This is a genomic window from Acinetobacter sp. ANC 3813, from assembly GCF_002135435.1.
In the GTDB taxonomy this organism is placed as follows: Bacteria; Pseudomonadota; Gammaproteobacteria; order Pseudomonadales; family Moraxellaceae; genus Acinetobacter.
On sequence record NZ_NEGK01000001.1, the window covers coordinates 577642 to 593826 of the forward strand.

Annotated in this window: 16 protein-coding genes; 6 read left to right on the top strand and 10 right to left on the bottom strand. The window is 47.0% G+C overall.

Annotated elements, in window-relative coordinates; translation table 11 throughout:
• Positions 1-13: 13 nt before the first annotated feature.
• Together B9T34_RS02755 and gshA are read right to left on the bottom strand one after the other, a co-directional pair.
• A complete protein-coding gene (locus B9T34_RS02755) occupies positions 14-541 on the bottom strand; it encodes a disulfide bond formation protein B (protein ID WP_086211611.1) in 528 nt (175 codons plus the stop codon).
• 21 nt (positions 542-562) lie between these two features.
• Positions 563-2140 carry a glutamate--cysteine ligase gene (gene gshA, locus B9T34_RS02760; protein ID WP_086211612.1) on the bottom strand — a complete coding sequence of 526 codons (1578 nt, stop codon included), beginning with the start codon at positions 2138-2140 and terminating at the stop codon, positions 563-565.
• Between the two features lie 208 nt (positions 2141-2348).
• On the opposite strand from gshA, the gene B9T34_RS02765 reads away from it, so the two are divergent.
• From B9T34_RS02765 to B9T34_RS02785, 5 genes are all read left to right on the top strand, one after another.
• Entirely contained in the window at positions 2349-2888 is a 540-nt protein-coding gene (locus tag B9T34_RS02765; protein ID WP_086211613.1) for a DUF924 family protein, read from the top strand.
• A 55-nt stretch (positions 2889-2943) separates the two neighbouring features.
• Positions 2944-3504: a CC0125/CC1285 family lipoprotein gene (locus B9T34_RS02770; RefSeq protein ID WP_086211614.1), complete on the top strand. Its 561-nt coding sequence runs from the start codon at positions 2944-2946 to the stop codon at positions 3502-3504.
• 22 nt (positions 3505-3526) lie between these two features.
• Complete coding sequence (locus B9T34_RS02775) at positions 3527-4834, top strand: DUF445 domain-containing protein (protein WP_086211615.1); 1308 nt, start codon at positions 3527-3529, stop codon at positions 4832-4834.
• A 459-nt stretch (positions 4835-5293) separates the two neighbouring features.
• Entirely contained in the window at positions 5294-7084 is a 1791-nt protein-coding gene (gene argS, locus B9T34_RS02780; protein WP_086211664.1) for an arginine--tRNA ligase, read from the top strand.
• A 138-nt stretch (positions 7085-7222) separates the two neighbouring features.
• Positions 7223-7825, top strand: a complete 603-nt coding sequence (locus tag B9T34_RS02785; RefSeq protein WP_086211616.1) for an SPOR domain-containing protein — start codon at positions 7223-7225, stop codon at positions 7823-7825.
• A gap of 136 nt (positions 7826-7961) precedes the next feature.
• Here B9T34_RS02785 and asd read toward each other — a convergent pair whose 3' ends face one another.
• The 5 genes from asd to B9T34_RS02810 all read right to left on the bottom strand — a co-directional run bounded on the left by asd (position 7962) and on the right by B9T34_RS02810 (position 13365).
• A complete protein-coding gene (gene asd / locus B9T34_RS02790; RefSeq protein ID WP_086211617.1) occupies positions 7962-8813 on the bottom strand; it encodes an archaetidylserine decarboxylase in 852 nt (283 codons plus the stop codon).
• Entirely contained in the window at positions 8810-9658 is an 849-nt protein-coding gene (locus B9T34_RS02795) for a sulfurtransferase (RefSeq protein WP_086211618.1), read from the bottom strand. The genes asd and B9T34_RS02795 overlap by 4 nt, the downstream gene beginning before the upstream one ends.
• A gap of 145 nt (positions 9659-9803) precedes the next feature.
• A complete protein-coding gene (pncB, locus tag B9T34_RS02800; RefSeq protein ID WP_086211619.1) occupies positions 9804-11012 on the bottom strand; it encodes a nicotinate phosphoribosyltransferase in 1209 nt (402 codons plus the stop codon).
• A 115-nt stretch (positions 11013-11127) separates the two neighbouring features.
• On the bottom strand, positions 11128-11658 hold the full coding sequence (locus B9T34_RS02805) for an ankyrin repeat domain-containing protein (RefSeq protein WP_086211620.1): 531 nt from the start codon (positions 11656-11658) through the stop codon (positions 11128-11130).
• A gap of 189 nt (positions 11659-11847) precedes the next feature.
• Positions 11848-13365, bottom strand: a complete 1518-nt coding sequence (locus B9T34_RS02810) for a catalase (RefSeq protein WP_086211621.1) — start codon at positions 13363-13365, stop codon at positions 11848-11850.
• Between the two features lie 230 nt (positions 13366-13595).
• Here B9T34_RS02810 and dtd point away from each other — a divergent pair, with 230 nt between their 5' ends.
• Positions 13596-14036, top strand: a complete 441-nt coding sequence (gene dtd, locus B9T34_RS02815; protein ID WP_086211622.1) for a D-aminoacyl-tRNA deacylase — start codon at positions 13596-13598, stop codon at positions 14034-14036.
• Between the two features lie 93 nt (positions 14037-14129).
• Here dtd and B9T34_RS02820 read toward each other — a convergent pair whose 3' ends face one another.
• The 3 genes from B9T34_RS02820 to serB form a co-directional block, all read right to left on the bottom strand.
• Positions 14130-14609 carry an SCP2 sterol-binding domain-containing protein gene (locus tag B9T34_RS02820; protein WP_086211623.1) on the bottom strand — a complete coding sequence of 160 codons (480 nt, stop codon included), beginning with the start codon at positions 14607-14609 and terminating at the stop codon, positions 14130-14132.
• A gap of 154 nt (positions 14610-14763) precedes the next feature.
• A complete protein-coding gene (aciT, locus tag B9T34_RS02825) occupies positions 14764-15099 on the bottom strand; it encodes a ciprofloxacin tolerance protein AciT (RefSeq protein WP_086211665.1) in 336 nt (111 codons plus the stop codon).
• A gap of 412 nt (positions 15100-15511) precedes the next feature.
• A partial coding sequence (serB, locus tag B9T34_RS02830) for a phosphoserine phosphatase SerB (protein WP_086211624.1) occupies positions 15512-16185 on the bottom strand: 674 nt, incomplete at its 5' end.

Genomic DNA, 16185 nt, shown 5'->3' on the forward strand with positions numbered 1-16185 from the left:
GGAAACTGAAAAATCAGTATTTATCTCTTAAGCGCTTCACTGGCGCAGTCTGATACTTGCGCAGCAGCTGCCAAAGGCTGATCAGAAGCAAAACACTGAAAAATGCCAACGACCATACAGGCAGTGACTGGCCGAATAAAGTCCAATCCACTTTGGCGCATTCACCCGAGCCTGTCAGCACTTGCTGAAACACCGATTTAAGCGGCAGCGTATCCAGCCAATAATCCAAACCAGGGCCGCAGCTCGGCACTTGGTCAGGCGGCAGGCTTTGCAGCCAGACATGGCGCGCGGCCACTCCGGCTGACCATAAAATGGACAAGCTGCCTAAAAGCGCATACACACGCTTCATGCCATTTGAGACAGGATTGTGCAAAAAGGCAATCAATGAAATCAGGCCGAGCCCGATTAAGCCAATACGCTGAAAAACACATAATGGGCAAGGTTCAAGCCCTTGGCCATGCTCTAAATACAGGGCAAAGGCCATGCCAATTACACTGGCTAAAAACAGCAAACCACTCACGAAGCGGTAACTCCACTGCATGGCGTATCCTCTTAATTTTATTTATCTGAATTGGGTTAAGTACTGGTCAAAACTGACAGAAGCATCCTGTTCAAGCGCCTGCAGGCGCGCTACAGATTCTTCCGCAGCCGCAGCAAAATACGCCTGTGTTTCAGCACTGAGCTGATGCTGCTCATAGGCTTCAGCATGCTGCTGCGCCATATAGCTGCCAAAACTCCATGTGCCGCCCTGCGCCAGCGTATCTTCAATCATTTTAGCAGACAGGGTTTCATCAACTTCGTCTACACGCAACTGCATCACTGCCAGCGCATCGCGGTACAAATGTGTCTGATATGCACCGTCCAGTAAAGCAGCCAATGGCTGCATTTCTGTTAAGTAGCGGCTGCACCAGTCTTCAATTGGGTAACTTTCGCCATGTTCAGCAATACTAGCATTTGGCGCACGGCCGCGGTTGACGACCTCGGCCTGATTCTGTTCAACAATTTCTTGTTCATCATCCAGCAAATCTGGACTGTCTTTGAGTAAGCAGTACAGCGCCAGCACTTCGAGGAAGCCTGCGGTATTTTCATCAATGCCAATCGGGTCATACGGGTTTACATCTACCGCGCGCAGCTCTACATAGCCTACACCGCGCTTCTGCAGCGCTTCTGACGGGGTTTCGCCATCCTGCGGCACCTGTTTTGGGCGCACAAGACTGTAGTACTCGTTTTCAATCTGCAACACATGGTCATTGATTTGAATCGGCTCGCCTTGGGCATCATTCAAGCCCAAACGGCTAAAAGGTGCATAAGGCGTTTTCACCGCTTTTTGCAGGCCATCTAAGTAGCCGCTGAGGTTGTTATAATGAATGCCCAGCTGCTTTTGCGCAGAGTTTTGATAGCCAAAACGGCCCATGCGCAGCGCAGTGGCATATGGCAAATACAGCGTACCCTTTAAAAGCGGCAGCAGATGATGCTCACGGCCAGTCATGAAGCATTTGCATACCGATGGGCTGGCGCCCACCACGAACATCACCAGCGGTGTCAAGCGGATAAAGTTGCGGATCAGGCCAAAATAGCGGTGGCTGCGGTAATCCTGCAGGCTCAGCGCTTTCAGCTGTTCATCCGTTTCATCGGCTTGCAGCGCTGCAAAAAAATGATCCGGAAAAGATAAATTGTAATGCACGCCTGAAATGGTCTGCATGCGGCGCCCGTAGCGCACCCCCAAGCCATGGCGGTACAGCGTTTTAAAACGGCCGATATTGGAAGTGCCATACTGCGCCAAACGGATGTTTTCTTCCTGATCATCCAGCATGCAGGGCATAGACAGCGGCCACAGTTTTTCATCGTGCTCGAGATGCTTATGCACCACGCTGTGAATATCTTTTAGATAGTTCAGCGCCTGGCCGATGGTTTCCTTCGGCGGAGTAATAAACTCCATCAGCGCTTCTGAATAATCAGTCGTGATATGCGGATGCGTCAGCGCTGAACCCAGCGCTTGAGGATGGTCAGCCTGAGACAGAAAGCCGCTGCTTTGCATGCGCAAGCTTTCGCGCTCTATGCCGCGCAGCATGCCGCTTATATGCGTAGAATCCACCCAAGCCGGTAAAATGTCTTGAGAGGTCGATTCGGGCTGACTCATTGCAATCTCGCTTAAAAGGAAGAACTACTAAAATAAAATCATTTGTTTACGCAGTATAACGTGATTTATCCGCTGCATATGATCCCTTGCTGTTTTTTCAGGCGATCTGAGATTTTATTTTTGCAATTTTTTATCACAAAGTTCCCCTATATGACATTCTAAATTTGTGATCTTATTGATCAATAAATGCTAAGCACTTCTAAAACTCATGAATTATCAAGAAATTTTGAACTTTTGGTTTGCACCTGAAACCCAGCCGCACTGGTTTGCGCAAAGCACTGATTTTGACCAAGCCCTTGAAAAAAGGTTTAAAACTGTACTGCACAGTGCGGCTCAATCTGAACTGTGGCATTGGCGCAGCAGCATTGAAGGCCGTTTGGCTGAAATTATTGTGCTGGATCAATTTTCGCGCAATATCTTCCGCGATACCCCTTTTGCTTTCGCGCAAGACCCCTTGGCGTTGGCTTTGGCGCAGGAAGCCGTGAATCAAGGACTTGATCAGCAGCTGACGCCGGAACAGCGTGCATTTTTATACTTGCCGTTCATGCATAGCGAGTCTCCGCAGATCCATCAATATGCGTTAAAATTGTTTGAAGATTTGGGCAATCCCCTTAATTTAGATTTTGAAAAAAAGCATAAAGTCATTATTGACCGTTTTGGACGCTATCCGCACCGCAATGCCATTTTAGGCCGCGCGTCCACCGCAGAAGAACTTGAATTTTTAACTCAGCCCAATTCCAGTTTTTAACTTTGGGAAATGGGTTTTCTCTCCCCTTCAACCGCCATATTTTAGGAGGTTAAGTATGAAACAGTTATTATTAGGCGCAGCCCTAGGCCTCAGCTTGGCGCTGGCTGGTTGCGCAACAACGCCGTCAAAACCGCTGACTTTTGATCAGCTGGGAAAGTTTGAAAACATCCCGCTGAATGCGCAGACTTTCCGAATCAGCTTTAGAGCCAGCCCCAATATGAGCTTTGGCACGGCAGAAGAAATCACATTAGTCAAAGCTGCGCAGGCAACGGTTCAAAACGGTTTCCAGTTTTTTAAAGTGCTGGATGATCCCAGCAACCGTACCCAGCAGCCGCCTCGACAGGCTGTAGTCTATCCAGCGCCATCGCCTTATCCATACGGTTATGGCCGCCGCTATCCAGGCTTCTGGCCAGATCCATTTTATGATATGCCGCGTGTCGTCACTTTAGACCCGACGCAAGTGGCCTATACCATTGAATGCTTTAAAAATGAAAAAACTGCGCCGAAGGATGCATTTGATGCGCGTCTGATTTTACAGTCTTTAGGCGCTAAATACGGCCTTAGCCGCACAGGTGAAATTTTGCCTGCCCCTGCTGCACCCGCTCCCTCAAAATAGGAACACATAACGCGCCATGCCTATGGATCAAGACCAGACAGCCGTATCTCCAAATCTGCAGCGCAGCAAGCGCTTTGCCGCCATCGCCTTAGTCATGGCGGTGCTGGCATGGCTCGCCTTAATGGTGGCCGCTAAACTGCTGCCGGACTATGTCTGGCTGATTCATATTCTCATGCTCTCTGCTGAAGCGGGCGTGGTCGGCGGATTGGCCGACTGGTATGCCATTACTGTCCTGTTCCGCAACCCTTTCGGCAAAATGCCGATTCCGAAATTTCTGCGCGACCACACCGAAATTATTCCGCGCAATAAGGCCCGCATAGCAGAATCCATGGGCCGTTTTGTACAGGAAAATTTTCTGTCGCCGCAGGTGGTGGAACGCAGCCTGCAAAATACCGATTTATCGCTGGCGGTAGGCAAATGGCTGGCCAATCCGCACAACAACAAGCAAGTCACGGAAGTTATTCAGCAAACTGTGCCCAAAATCTTTGATTTTGTCGGCCAAGAGCAAATAGGGCGGTTTATACAAAGCAACAGCGTGCAGTGGGTGAAGAACACTCAAGTCAATCATTTGGCCAGTGAAATGCTGCGCGCGGTGCTGGAAAATGATTTCCATCAGGATGTATTGCAGCGCGGACTGGATTTGGCGCACGACTGGATGATTCATCATCCTGAGCAGTCCCGTGATTTAACCCGCCAGCTATTTAAAGAACTAGGCGTTTGGAAGCTGGCCAAAGGCGCCAGCTGGATCGGCATTGATGTGCAGCAGCGCACCATCGACTCATTGATTGAACGGGTTGAATCGATGCTGGCCGACCCAGAGCACCCATGGCGCCAAAAAATTGAAGAAGCCGGCCAAAACCTGATGCAGGAGCTGGCGAACAATCACAGCGCAGCCAGCATGCGCCTGAATCAAACCAAAGATGCCCTGCTCGACAGCCCGCATGTCCTGAATTTCATCAGCGGCGCCGTGGTCATCTTATGTGATGCCATCAAGTCGGATTTGCAAAAACCGGATTCTGGCGTGGCGCACAATTTGCGCGTTGCCATTCAGCAAGTCGGAGAAAATATTGTTTCCAATGTCGCTGTGCGCCAGCTGTTAAATGAAAAGCTCAGTGATATTGCGATTAATCTGTCTGACCAATACAGTGAAAAAGTCATCCGCTTTATCAGCGAGCGCATTCATGAGTGGGATTCCAGCGAAATGATTGACAAGATTGAAAATGAAGTCGGCGGCGACCTGCATATGATCCGCGTCAACGGCGTAGTGGTTGGCGCATTTATCGGCTTAGTGCTGGGCATCATCCGCGCTGTGGTTGAATATGCGCTGTAACGGACAGCCGATCTGACAGATATTAGCCTTGGGCTGTTGCATTGCAGTCCACTCAATTGATTCCATGAACAGTTTTATCTGGATCATTCACTTAAATTTATTCTTCAGCTGAAAAGCCGCTAAGCTGGCGGCCCAAAAGCAGCGCCAAAAAATTGATACAGCCTGCCGAGCTCTAAATACCAAAATTAAAACTTAAACATCACAATCAAACTTTTTTATGCCGACCCTATTTTCTGCTGCAGCACAGCTGAATAGGCCTGTCAGCTGCCGTGAAACCCCATAAAATCGGCCAGATATTTCAGCTAATTTTGCGTCTATTCAGCCTTGGTATTTTATTCAGCATGAAGAATCCTATATTTTTCATCGAATATTATTTATTCGCAGCAAATGCCTTCACCTAAAGAGTCTGAAATTTGCTATATTTACCGTTTTTCTGCGACATTTATTTTTCGACTGATTATGAATACGGCAATACAAGCAGCTCTCGACCATGCAGTGCAATCCCTTCAAGCCGAAGGTGTACTCCCATCTGACTGGAAAAATACCAGCACTTTGACGCGTACCAAAGACCGAAGCCACGGCGATTTTGCGTCAAATATTGCCATGATTGGGTCTAAAGCTGCCGGTATGAAACCGCGTGATTTGGCGGAAAAAATTATGGCGAGCTTGCCAGAAGTTGCAGACATCAGCAAAGCAGAAATTGCGGGTCCCGGCTTTATCAACTTCTTCTTAAACGCCAATCAGCGTTTTGCGGTATTGGAACAGATCCAAGCGCAAAAAGATCAGTTTGGCCGTACCCAAGCCAATGCCGGCAAACGCATTCAAGTAGAATTTGTTTCCGCTAACCCGACGTCAAGCCTGCATGTGGGCCACGGCCGCGGCGCAGCATACGGCATGACCGTTGCCAATCTGCTTGAAGCGACTGGCGCAAGTGTTGACCGTGAATATTATGTTAACGATGCTGGCCGTCAAATGGATATTTTGGCGACTTCGACTTACCTGCGTTATTTAGAGCTGAACGGCCAAGCGCTGGTTTTCCCAAAAAATGCTTACCAAGGCGACTACGTCAAAGAAATCGCGCAAAGCATTATTGACCAAGACGGCGATGCTCATGTGCGCCCTGTGGCAGATGTCTATAAAGACGTGCCTGAAGATGTTCAATATGCAGCTGAATTGGATGCGGACGGCAACAAAGTGGTGCTGTCTGGCGACAAAGAAAAGCACATTGACGGCTTGATCTTCAATTCGCAAAACTTAATTGGCGAAGGCTACCGTGTATTCCATCAAGCTGCTCTAAAAGCCATTCTTGATGATATCAAAGATGACCTTGGTGAGTTTGGCGTAACCTTCAATCAATGGTTCAGCGAAGCATCTTTAACAGAAAAAATTGAAGAAGCGCTGCAGACTTTAGATCAGCGCGGCTTTCTGTACGAAAAAGACGGCAACATCTGGTTCAAATCGACTGAATTTGGCGATGAAAAAGACCGCGTGGTTAAACGCCGCAACGGTCAAACCACTTACTTTGCTTCTGATATTGCCTATCATCTGAATAAGCTTCAGCGCGGCTATACAGATATCGTCGACATTTGGGGTTCTGACCACCATGGTTACATCGCGCGCGTAAAAGCAGCAATTGATGCAATGGGCTACGACTCTAAAAAATTAACCGTGCTGCTGGTTCAATTCGTGAGCTTATGGCGCAGCGGTGAAATGGTGCAAATGTCATCACGTTCTGGGCAGTTCGTGACTTTGCGTGACCTGCGTAAAGAAGTCGGCAACGATGCTGCGCGTTTCTATTACGTCATGCGCAAATCAGAGCAGCATATTGATTTTGACTTAGACTTAGCTGTGTCACAAAGCAAAGACAATGCGGTGTACTATATTCAATATGCACATGCGCGTATTTGCCGTATGCTGGAAAAAGCTGCAGCGACTGGCGTACAGTTTGATGTTGCCGCGGCAGCGCAATTTACAGCGAAGCTGGAACTGGAAGCAGAATCTGAGATTCTGGCTAAACTGGCAGCCTATCCTGAAATTGTGGCCCGTGCAGCCAACAGCTATGAACCGCATCAAGTCGGCAACTATTTGAAAGAATTAGCTGCGCTATTCCACGGCTGGTACAATGAATACAAAGTGCTGGGCGATGATGCAGAATTGACTCAAGCGCGCTTACTGCTATCTGTAAACGTTCAGCAAGTTATTCGCAACGGCTTAGAGCTATTGGGTGTTTCTGCGCCTGAAGCGATGTAAGCGTAGCCAGAATACTGTTCACAGCATTCCTTTGCAGTACCGATCTGAGGGTCTGTATCTGCAAAGCTCGGCTACACAGCGATAAGGCTGAAAACCGTGCCCTTGGCGGCATATTTATTAGAATAATGAGGTTCCCACGTGTTTGGAAAAACGCAGCGCGGTGTATCTGAACGGCCCAATAAGCCGAAAAAACCATTAATTCCCGCTTGGCTGGGAACCTTGGTCATTATCTTGATCATCTTAAGTTTTCTGGTGGCGCTGATGCTCTGGAAACCTTGGGAACCTGTAAAGCCTAAAAATCAAGTCAGCCCTGAGCATGCGCCGGAAGAAACCAATAAAGACTACCGTTTTTATGATCTGCTGCCGCAGCAGCAAGTCACGCCTATTCCTGAGCAAGCCATCCCTGAAACAAAAGATGAAGGGACCGTGGTCATTGTTGAAGCGCCTAAAGAAGAAGCACCTGCTGTTAGCTCAGCAGAGGATGATAGCCAAGACAGCGCGCCTGCTCCAGTTTCCAGCTATATTCTGCAAGTCCGCAGCTACGATGACCCTGATCAGGCAGATGCGCGCCGCGCTGAAATCATTCTGAATGGCTTATCGGCAGATGTGGTACAAACTACTGAAAATGGCAAAGTCTGGTACCGCGTGGTGTCGGGTCCTTATACTTCACAAGAAGCAGCTGTTATTGCACAGCAGACTTTGCAGCACAGCGGCATCGATTCCATTGTGGTCAAACGCTAATCTTGCATAAAAAAAGCGCCTCGAATGAGGCGTTTTTTTTATGCTTTTACTCCCCCCTTTCATAAAGGGGGAACGAGGGGGATTTATATGACAATCCTCCCCTAACTCCTCCTTTGTCAAAGGAGGGGGATTTTTGTTAAAGCGTATGCCCCATCGCTTTACCCATCACCACGGCAGAATTGGCCTTAAAGGCTGCATCCCACTGCATTTTATTTTCTTCAAATAACACCACGGCGGTAGAGCCTAAATAGAAACGGCCCAATTCTGCGCCTTTTTCTAGATGCAAATGATGCTGATTCAGCTCTAAACGCCCAGTCGGCTTCACTTTACCTGTTGCCACTGTTTCAATGCCTGCAACGATCATTGCGCCTACTAAAACCACAGCCATACGGCCCAGCTCTGTATCAAATAAGCACACCATGCGCTCATTGCGGGCAAATAAACCTGGAATGTTTTCTGCCGTGGTTTGGTTTACAGAGAACAGCTCGCCCGGCACATACAAGGTTTCAGTCAATGTGCCGGCAAAAGGCATGTGCACGCGGTGGTAATCTTTAGGGGACAAATACACTGTAGCGAACTGGCCATTTTTAAATGGCTCAGCCAATTGCGGATCTGCAATCAGTTTTTCTACCGAAAAGCTCTGGCCTTTGGCTTGAAAAATATCGCCTTCTTCAATTTTGCCCAGCTGAGAAATTGCGCCATCTGCAGGCGATACAATGCTGGATGCATCAGCATCAATGTCACGCACGCCGTCTTTTAAAGAACGGGTAAAAAACTCATTGAAGGATTTGAACTTCAATGCATTGCTTTGCTCTGCAATAGACATATCAATGCCATATTGCGCTTTGAACGCAGTAATGACTGCATTTTTCAGCACTGGATGCTCACTGGCTGCAACTTTGCCAATCACACGGGACAATTTATGCTGCGGCACAACACGCTGCGCCTGAATGAAAATTTGTTTTTTTAATCGTGATGTGATGCTCAAGACGGCAACTCTCCAGTAATGACAGGGCTATCCAGACGATTGCCCCATTCGCTCCACGCACCATCATAAGCCTGAATATTCCAGCCCAGAAGGCGGCCTATAATATAGGCAAGCCCTGAACGGTGATGAGACTGACAGTAAACCACCACGGGTTCATTGAAATTGAATCCCAGCTGTTCTAAGCGCTGCTGCGTGCGTTCCAAGGGATGCAATTTTAAATGATTTTGCCGGTTTAGGGCAGTACTCCATTCAAAATGAAGTGCGCCGGGAATGTGACCGCCGCGTCTAGCAGCTAAACGCAGGCCGGTATATTCATCTTCTGTACGGCAATCCCACACTTGCACGGCATCTTGACTGACTTTATCCAGCAGCTGCTCATAATCTGTATGATACTGATTTTTATTCTCTAAATTAACAGAAAGCAGATGATCTACAGGCTGAACCGTTTCGACTTCTGATGTTGTCGGCAGACCTGCGCCCAGCCATGCATGAATGCCGCCATTCAATAGGCTGGTATGTTCAAAGCCAAGGCAATGCAGATTCCAGATCAAACGCCCTGCCCACGCGCCGCCTTCATCGTCATACACCACCACATGATGATCTGGACTGATATTCAAATGGCGGATCAGCACCTCTAAGCCCGCCTGATCAGGCAATAGGCCGGTCGCCTGCTCTTCTTGGCGCACCAGTAAACTAGGCTTCATATGCACCGCATGCGGGATGTGCAGCTGCTCATACACAGAGCTGCGGCATAAATCGATAATTCTCAGTTTTTCGTGGCCTAAATACGGCACCAAGTCTTCGGCTTCTATCAATAGCCCTAAATTTAAAGCAGCTTCAGTCATCGCTATTCGGTGATTAATCTATCTATTTAGATTGATCTTAGCATAACTGCATTTCAGCACTATGCTGAAATTTTGCATTCCTTTAGCAAAACTGCAGATATAAAAAAAGCCGAACCGCAGTTCAGCCTTTGACGCATATTGGCAATTAAGCCTGTTCTTCCTGAATATCAAATACCTGACGCAAATAGGCCAAGAAAGTGTCATTATCCGTCATGGTTTTGCCTGGGCTGTCCGAGATTTTCGCCACAGACTGGCCATTGCATTCCACCAGTTTCAGCACAATATTCAGCGGAGTCTGCCCCATATCATTGGTTAAATTGGTGCCGATACCAAAACTGACTTGGAAACGGTCTTTGAAGTAATTATGCAGGGCCCATGCTTTTTCTAAATTCAAGCCGTCACTGAAGGTCAGCATTTTAGAGCGGGTGTCAATTTTCAGCTTTTTATAATGCGCATAAGCTTTGTCGCCCCAAACAAAGGGATCACCGCTGTCATGGCGCAAGCCGTCAAACAGTTTGGCAAAATACAGGTCAAAATCACGCAGGAATGCATCCATGCCGACCACATCGGTCAAGGCAATACCCAAGTCACCGCGGTATTCCTGCACCCAAGTTTCCAAGGCCGCCTTTTGAAAATTGCGCAGGCGAACATCCAAAGCCTGGAAAGCCTGTAAAAATTCATGCGCCATGGTGCCAATCGGGGTCAGATTCAAATCTTTAGCAATCAGCACATTGCTGGTGCCGCGGAAAATATTCGGCGCAGCACGATTGAACTCTTCAATCACATGCTTTTGCCAAATATAGCTGTAACGGCGGCGGGTGCCGAAATCGGACACCAAAAATGGCGGATCATTTGGATTCTGCACAGCTTCATACTGCTGAAGCAGCGCAACTTTTGCCGCTAGGCGGCGCTCGCCTTCTGCCTGCACGTCTGCAGAATTCATGCGTTTAAAATACAGCTCATTGACAATCGCGAGAACAAAGATCTCAAACATCATGGCCTGAACCATTGGGCCTTCTACCCAAATATCCAAACGGCCTTCGCTATCGATGCCTGCCTTAATAAAGCGGCGCTTCAGCTGGAACAATTCCAGATAATCGACAAAATCGCTTTTGATAAACCGCAGGCTGCGTAAATAGATCAGTTCATCTTCACCGAATTTTAATTGGCACAGATGGTCCAGCTGTTCATTCAAATCGTCCAGAATATCCGTCAGCGGATAGACCGTATCTTCTAGATTCCTGCAACGGAAATGGTAAACACTATGTGTTTGCGGAAATTTGTGCAGCACCACTTGCAGCATGGTGAATTTGTACAAGTCAGTGTCTAGCAAGGATTGAATGATTGGAGCCATATCTCTGAAAATTTCGCTGTGCTTTTTGCATTAAAGCATACTTTGCCTAGCGATATTGCAAGTTTTACGTACAGCCAATTGAATTCTAGACCAAAGTTTCAGTTGATCTGCTTAATTATTTTGCGCCTGCCGCTGTGTCTTTTTCCAGAGCCGCAATAATTTGCTGCAGCTGTTTTTCCTGTCCAATCACCTGCGCGAATTCAGCCGCGGTCTTCTGTCCGCTTTTTTGCCCATTGGCATCACAGTCGACTTTACGCAGCTGTTTGGCAATGGCAAATTCCATCTTGAATAAAGCGCCCATCAATGCGGTATTGCCCTTGCTGTCACGCGCGCAGCGGTCGGCACCATGCGCCAATAACGAGGTGACAATATTCTGATGGCCATAATAAGTCGCCATCATTAATGGCGTGAAGCCTGAAGCATTGCGCACGTCAACGGGGAAACAATGCTTGAGAAATTCGTTGGTGACTTCTTCATTGCCTGTTTTGGCCGCGGCAAAGAAGATGTCGATCAATTCCTGTTGTGAGGTCATCTGAACATCTGCAGCGGTTTTAGCGGGGGAGATATCCTGTGCAATGGCTACATTTGCGAATGCGCAACTCACCGCAAGAATACTGGCTAAAAATGTACGTTGCATAATGCTCATGATGAACTCCAACAGAAATCGAATAGAAAATTGAATTGGAAATAATTCATTCTGTGACATTCAAAGAATGAAAAGCAGCGCCTGTAAAACCCACCCTAGGATTGCAGGAAAGGTATAGAGTTTTACAGGACTTTCTGTAGGTGATGCTTTTTAAATCCTAGTCACCAATCTGATTCAGACCAATCGGGATTAGTCTTTCAGCTGTGCAGCTTTCGCTTTAACAGTCGCCAAGTTGCCGTTTACCGCTTTAGTCATACGCGTACCGTAGTCAGCATCTGCTTTGTAGAAGTAAGACAGCATGATGTGCTTGGTTTCAGAATCTTTCACATTGCCCAAGTCAGCCGCCAAGTTCATGATTAAATCGTCTTTTTCTTTAGCAGTGTATGAACGGTAAAGCTCACCCGCTTGCTTGAAGTTTTGCTCTTTAACCGCAGCTTGCTGAACAGTGCCAGACAATGGAGTTTGTACCGCACGCGCTTTCGCAGTTGCTGGTTTTGGCTCAATGCGGCTTGGTTCATAGTTCACGTTAGATGAAGTACCGCCAACGTTCATGTAGCCATCTTGGTTGTTATTGTTAACAGCAACCACTGGACGGTTTACAGGAAGCATTTGGTGGTTCGCGCCTAAACGGTACATTTGCGTATCTGAGTAAGAGAAGATACGGCCTTGTAATAGACGGTCTTCAGATGGCTCGATACCTGGTACAAGGTTACCCGGAGCTAAAGCAACTTGTTCCGTTTCTTGGAAGAAGTTTTTCGGCATACGGTTCAGCGTCAAAGTACCCACTTTAGTTTCTGGAACTAGGTTTGTAGGCCAGATTTTCGTTGGATCCAATGGATCGAACTCCAAGCTGTTTAAATCTTTAGGGTCCATTACTTGGATGTAAAGATCCCATTTCGGGAAGTTGCCCGCGTTGATGTTCTTGTAAAGATCATTCGTTAAGTGGTTGAAGTCTTTACCTTGCAGCTCAGCAGCTTCTTTAACGTTAAGACCCTTCACGCCCTGTTTAGAACGGAAGTTGAATTTAACGTATTTGTATTCGCCTTTATCGTTATAAAGTTTGAATGCGTGTACGCCAAAACCGTCTTGTTCGCGATAGCTCGTCGGAACACCTTCTTTACCATAAACATGAGTGATCATGTTGGTTGCCCAAGGCTGGCTAGACAAGAAGTCAAATACGCGGTTTGCGTCTTGCATGTTGTCGATTGGGCTTGGCTTCATGGCGTGAATGAAGTCAGGGAATTTGATTGCATCACGGATGAAGAAGACTGGAGATTGGTTACCCACTAAATCCCAGTTACCTTCTTGCGTGTAGAACTTGATCGCGAAGCCGTGCGGGTCACGTAAAGTTTCTGGAGAATGCTTACCGTGAATTACTGTAGAGAAACGTAAGAAAACTGGAGTTTTCGTACCGCCCTTGAAAAGTGAAGCAACAGTAAGATCAGACAAATCTTTCGTTGCAACGAACTCACCATAAGCGCCTGTACCGCGTGCATGCACTACACGCTCAGGAATACGCTCACGGCCAAAACGCTGTAATTTTTGTACTAATTGAACATCTTGAAGTAAAACTGAACCGTTTGGACCCGCAGTAATCGAGTTCTGGTTGTCGCCTACTGGCGCACCATTGTCTTTGGTTAATGGCGCTGCTTGAGCCGCCGCTGTTGCTGTTGCCAACATGGCAACAAGTAAAGAACGCTTAAACATCGTCTTCATCTCACTATAATTGATCCTTTCCTGCTCCGCTAAGATAGCCAGTCTTTTTAAATTGTCAAAACAGATAATACTTATGATTTCAATCGCTTTAACAGATTGATTATTTTTTATTTTATTTTTTTCAAAACATTAGCCACCGACAAACCGCAAAAAACGTATAGCCATGCAGCCAATTTGCTACAATCCACACTTGCCCAATTCAGCAGGAAATAAAACCCCGTATGCGTGCCTTATTACAGCGTGTTCTAGAAGCGAAAGTCGTCGTTGATGGCGAAACTACTGGTGAAATTCAGCACGGAATTTTGGTTTTTCTAGGCATAGGCAAAGAAGATACGCTAGAGAAAGGGCAAAAACTGATTGATAAGATCTTAAAATACCGTTTCTTTGATGATGAGCAAGGCAAAATGGGCTGGAATGTCAGCCAAGCAGGCGGCGGCGTATTATTGGTCTCACAATTTACCCTGATGGCGCAAACGCAAAAAGGGCTGCGTCCTGATTTTGGTCCAGCCATGCCGCCAAGCGATGCCAAAGCGCTGTACGAACAATTGGTCGGCTATGCAAAAAGCCAATTTGAAAATGTGCAAACCGGTATTTTTGCCGCAGATATGAAAGTGCATTTGGTCAATGACGGCCCCGTGACCTTCAATTTAGACGTTGAATAAGCGCCAGACATAAAAAAGCCCTCCAGATGAGGGCTTTTTTAAATCCTCCCCTAGCCCCTCCTTTTTTAAAGGAGGGGAAACAAGGAGTAAATCTTACTTGCCTGTTTTTTCTTTAATAAAACGGCGGGCAATTTTAATTTTTTCTTTCACTGGTTTCGGCAATTTTGGCGGAATCAGCTTAGCAGCTTGGTTAAACCACACCAATAGGCCAAAGTCGCCTTCCATTTTAATGCTGCCGTTTTGCATGCCCGTCATGAATGCAGTCGGATCACCTTTCATTAAGGTTTTTACACCCTGCTCGCTGTCCGCAAACTGCAAAATGAAATCCGCTTTTTCAGCATCGCCAGAGACTGTGTCAATTTGTCCATTGTTTACAATAATTTGACGCGCCAAGCCTAAGTCTGTACCAATCTGAATACGGAACTGGCGCTCATGAACCAATTCAATAAATTTAGGGCTGGTGCGTGCAAGCTGCTTCATGCGCAGCGCTAAACCAGCAACCAGTAAGTCCAGCGGGTCCGTGCTGACATCAACCAGCGGCAGCTTTACGACAGGGATTGATGATAGTTTCATGACTTTGAGCCTATTGTAATTGTTGGAAAATTGACTGCCTCATCCTACCATAACTTCTAATTTCAGGCGTATGGCTTTGTATAATAATTATCGAGGCGCAATAGATAAAAAAATGCGCCCCAAGGCGCATTTTTTTAACAAACTGTTTGAGGACTTAACGGCTAGAGCACTGCTGCTGATCATCTTCATAGACAGGCGTATGCTCAATGTAGCGCCGGCTCGCAACCGCACGCTCTGCGCGGCGGTCTTCGCGCAGTAAAACTAAACTAAACACCACCATCGCAGAAGTCACTGCAGTCAGATAGCTGTAGGTCATTGGCAATTCAAATACTGTTTGCGTGCCAAAGCGAATGACTTCAATAAGTCCCCAGACCAGCATCCCAGCCAGCATAAAACTTAACCAGCGACGATAAGGCGAGAAGAAAACAGCAATCAACGCAGTCGCAATTAAGCCAATGCCGACGATGGTCGCTAAATTCGCTGTTACCATAAAAACCTCCGTCATACGGCAGAGTCTGCATGCTAATGATGCTGGGTTCTGCCGACAAATACCGTTAAATGGATCAATCAAATATTGTCGATCTAAATCTCTATGGATGCATTATGAGGAGTTTTTTGTATAAAAAAAGTCTTGTCTTCTGATGCCGCGACATACCTTGTCGCAATATTATTTTGTCATTACATTTTTTTGTTTTAGGCTTTTTCTGGAACAATGATTCCGCCACGCTTGGCGTGTCATTACAAAAAAAACAGTGCATTTCCGGATAAAAAAATTATTTTTTCAGATTGGCTTAATCGTTGTTTTTATCCGCAATTTTATAAATTGCCATCGGTCAAAAATGCTTAAATTCAGTGCAAAAAAATGCGGTGCAAGCACCGCATTCTGCGTCAATCACTTTGATTTAGGCGCGATTCAAGTCTTTATCATGCACGCCAAGCAGATAAAGCACACCATCCAAACCAACGCTGGAGATGGCCTGATTGGCATTTTGACGCACCAAAGGTTTCGCGCGGAAAGCCACGCCTAGGCCTGCAATAGACAGCATTGGCAAGTCATTCGCGCCATCGCCGACAGCAATGGCCTGCTCCAGAGAAATGCCCATTTCTTCAGCAATTTGCGTCAGTAAAAGTGCTTTGCGCGCGCCATCGACAATATGGCCTTTCACTTCACCTGTGACCATACCGTCTTGTACATCCAGCACGTTGGCATGCACTTCATCTATGCCCAGTTTTTCCTGCAAATATTCTGCAAAATACTGGAAGCCGCCTGAAAGAATCGCTGTGCGGTAACCCAAAGATTTCAAAGTTGAAATGAGGCGCTCGGCACCTTCAGTTACCGTCAATCGTTCCGCGATTTTTGGCAGTACAGAAGCATCCATACCCTTGAGCAGCGCAACGCGGGCGCGGAAGCTTTGCTGGAAGTCCAACTCGCCCTGCATTGCGCGTTCAGTGATTTCAGCCACTTGAGCGCCTACACCCGCTTCAATGGCTAATTCATCAATCACTTCCTGCTCAATTAACGTCGAATCCATATCAAAACAGACTAAACGGCGGTTGCGGCGGTAAGCATTGTCTT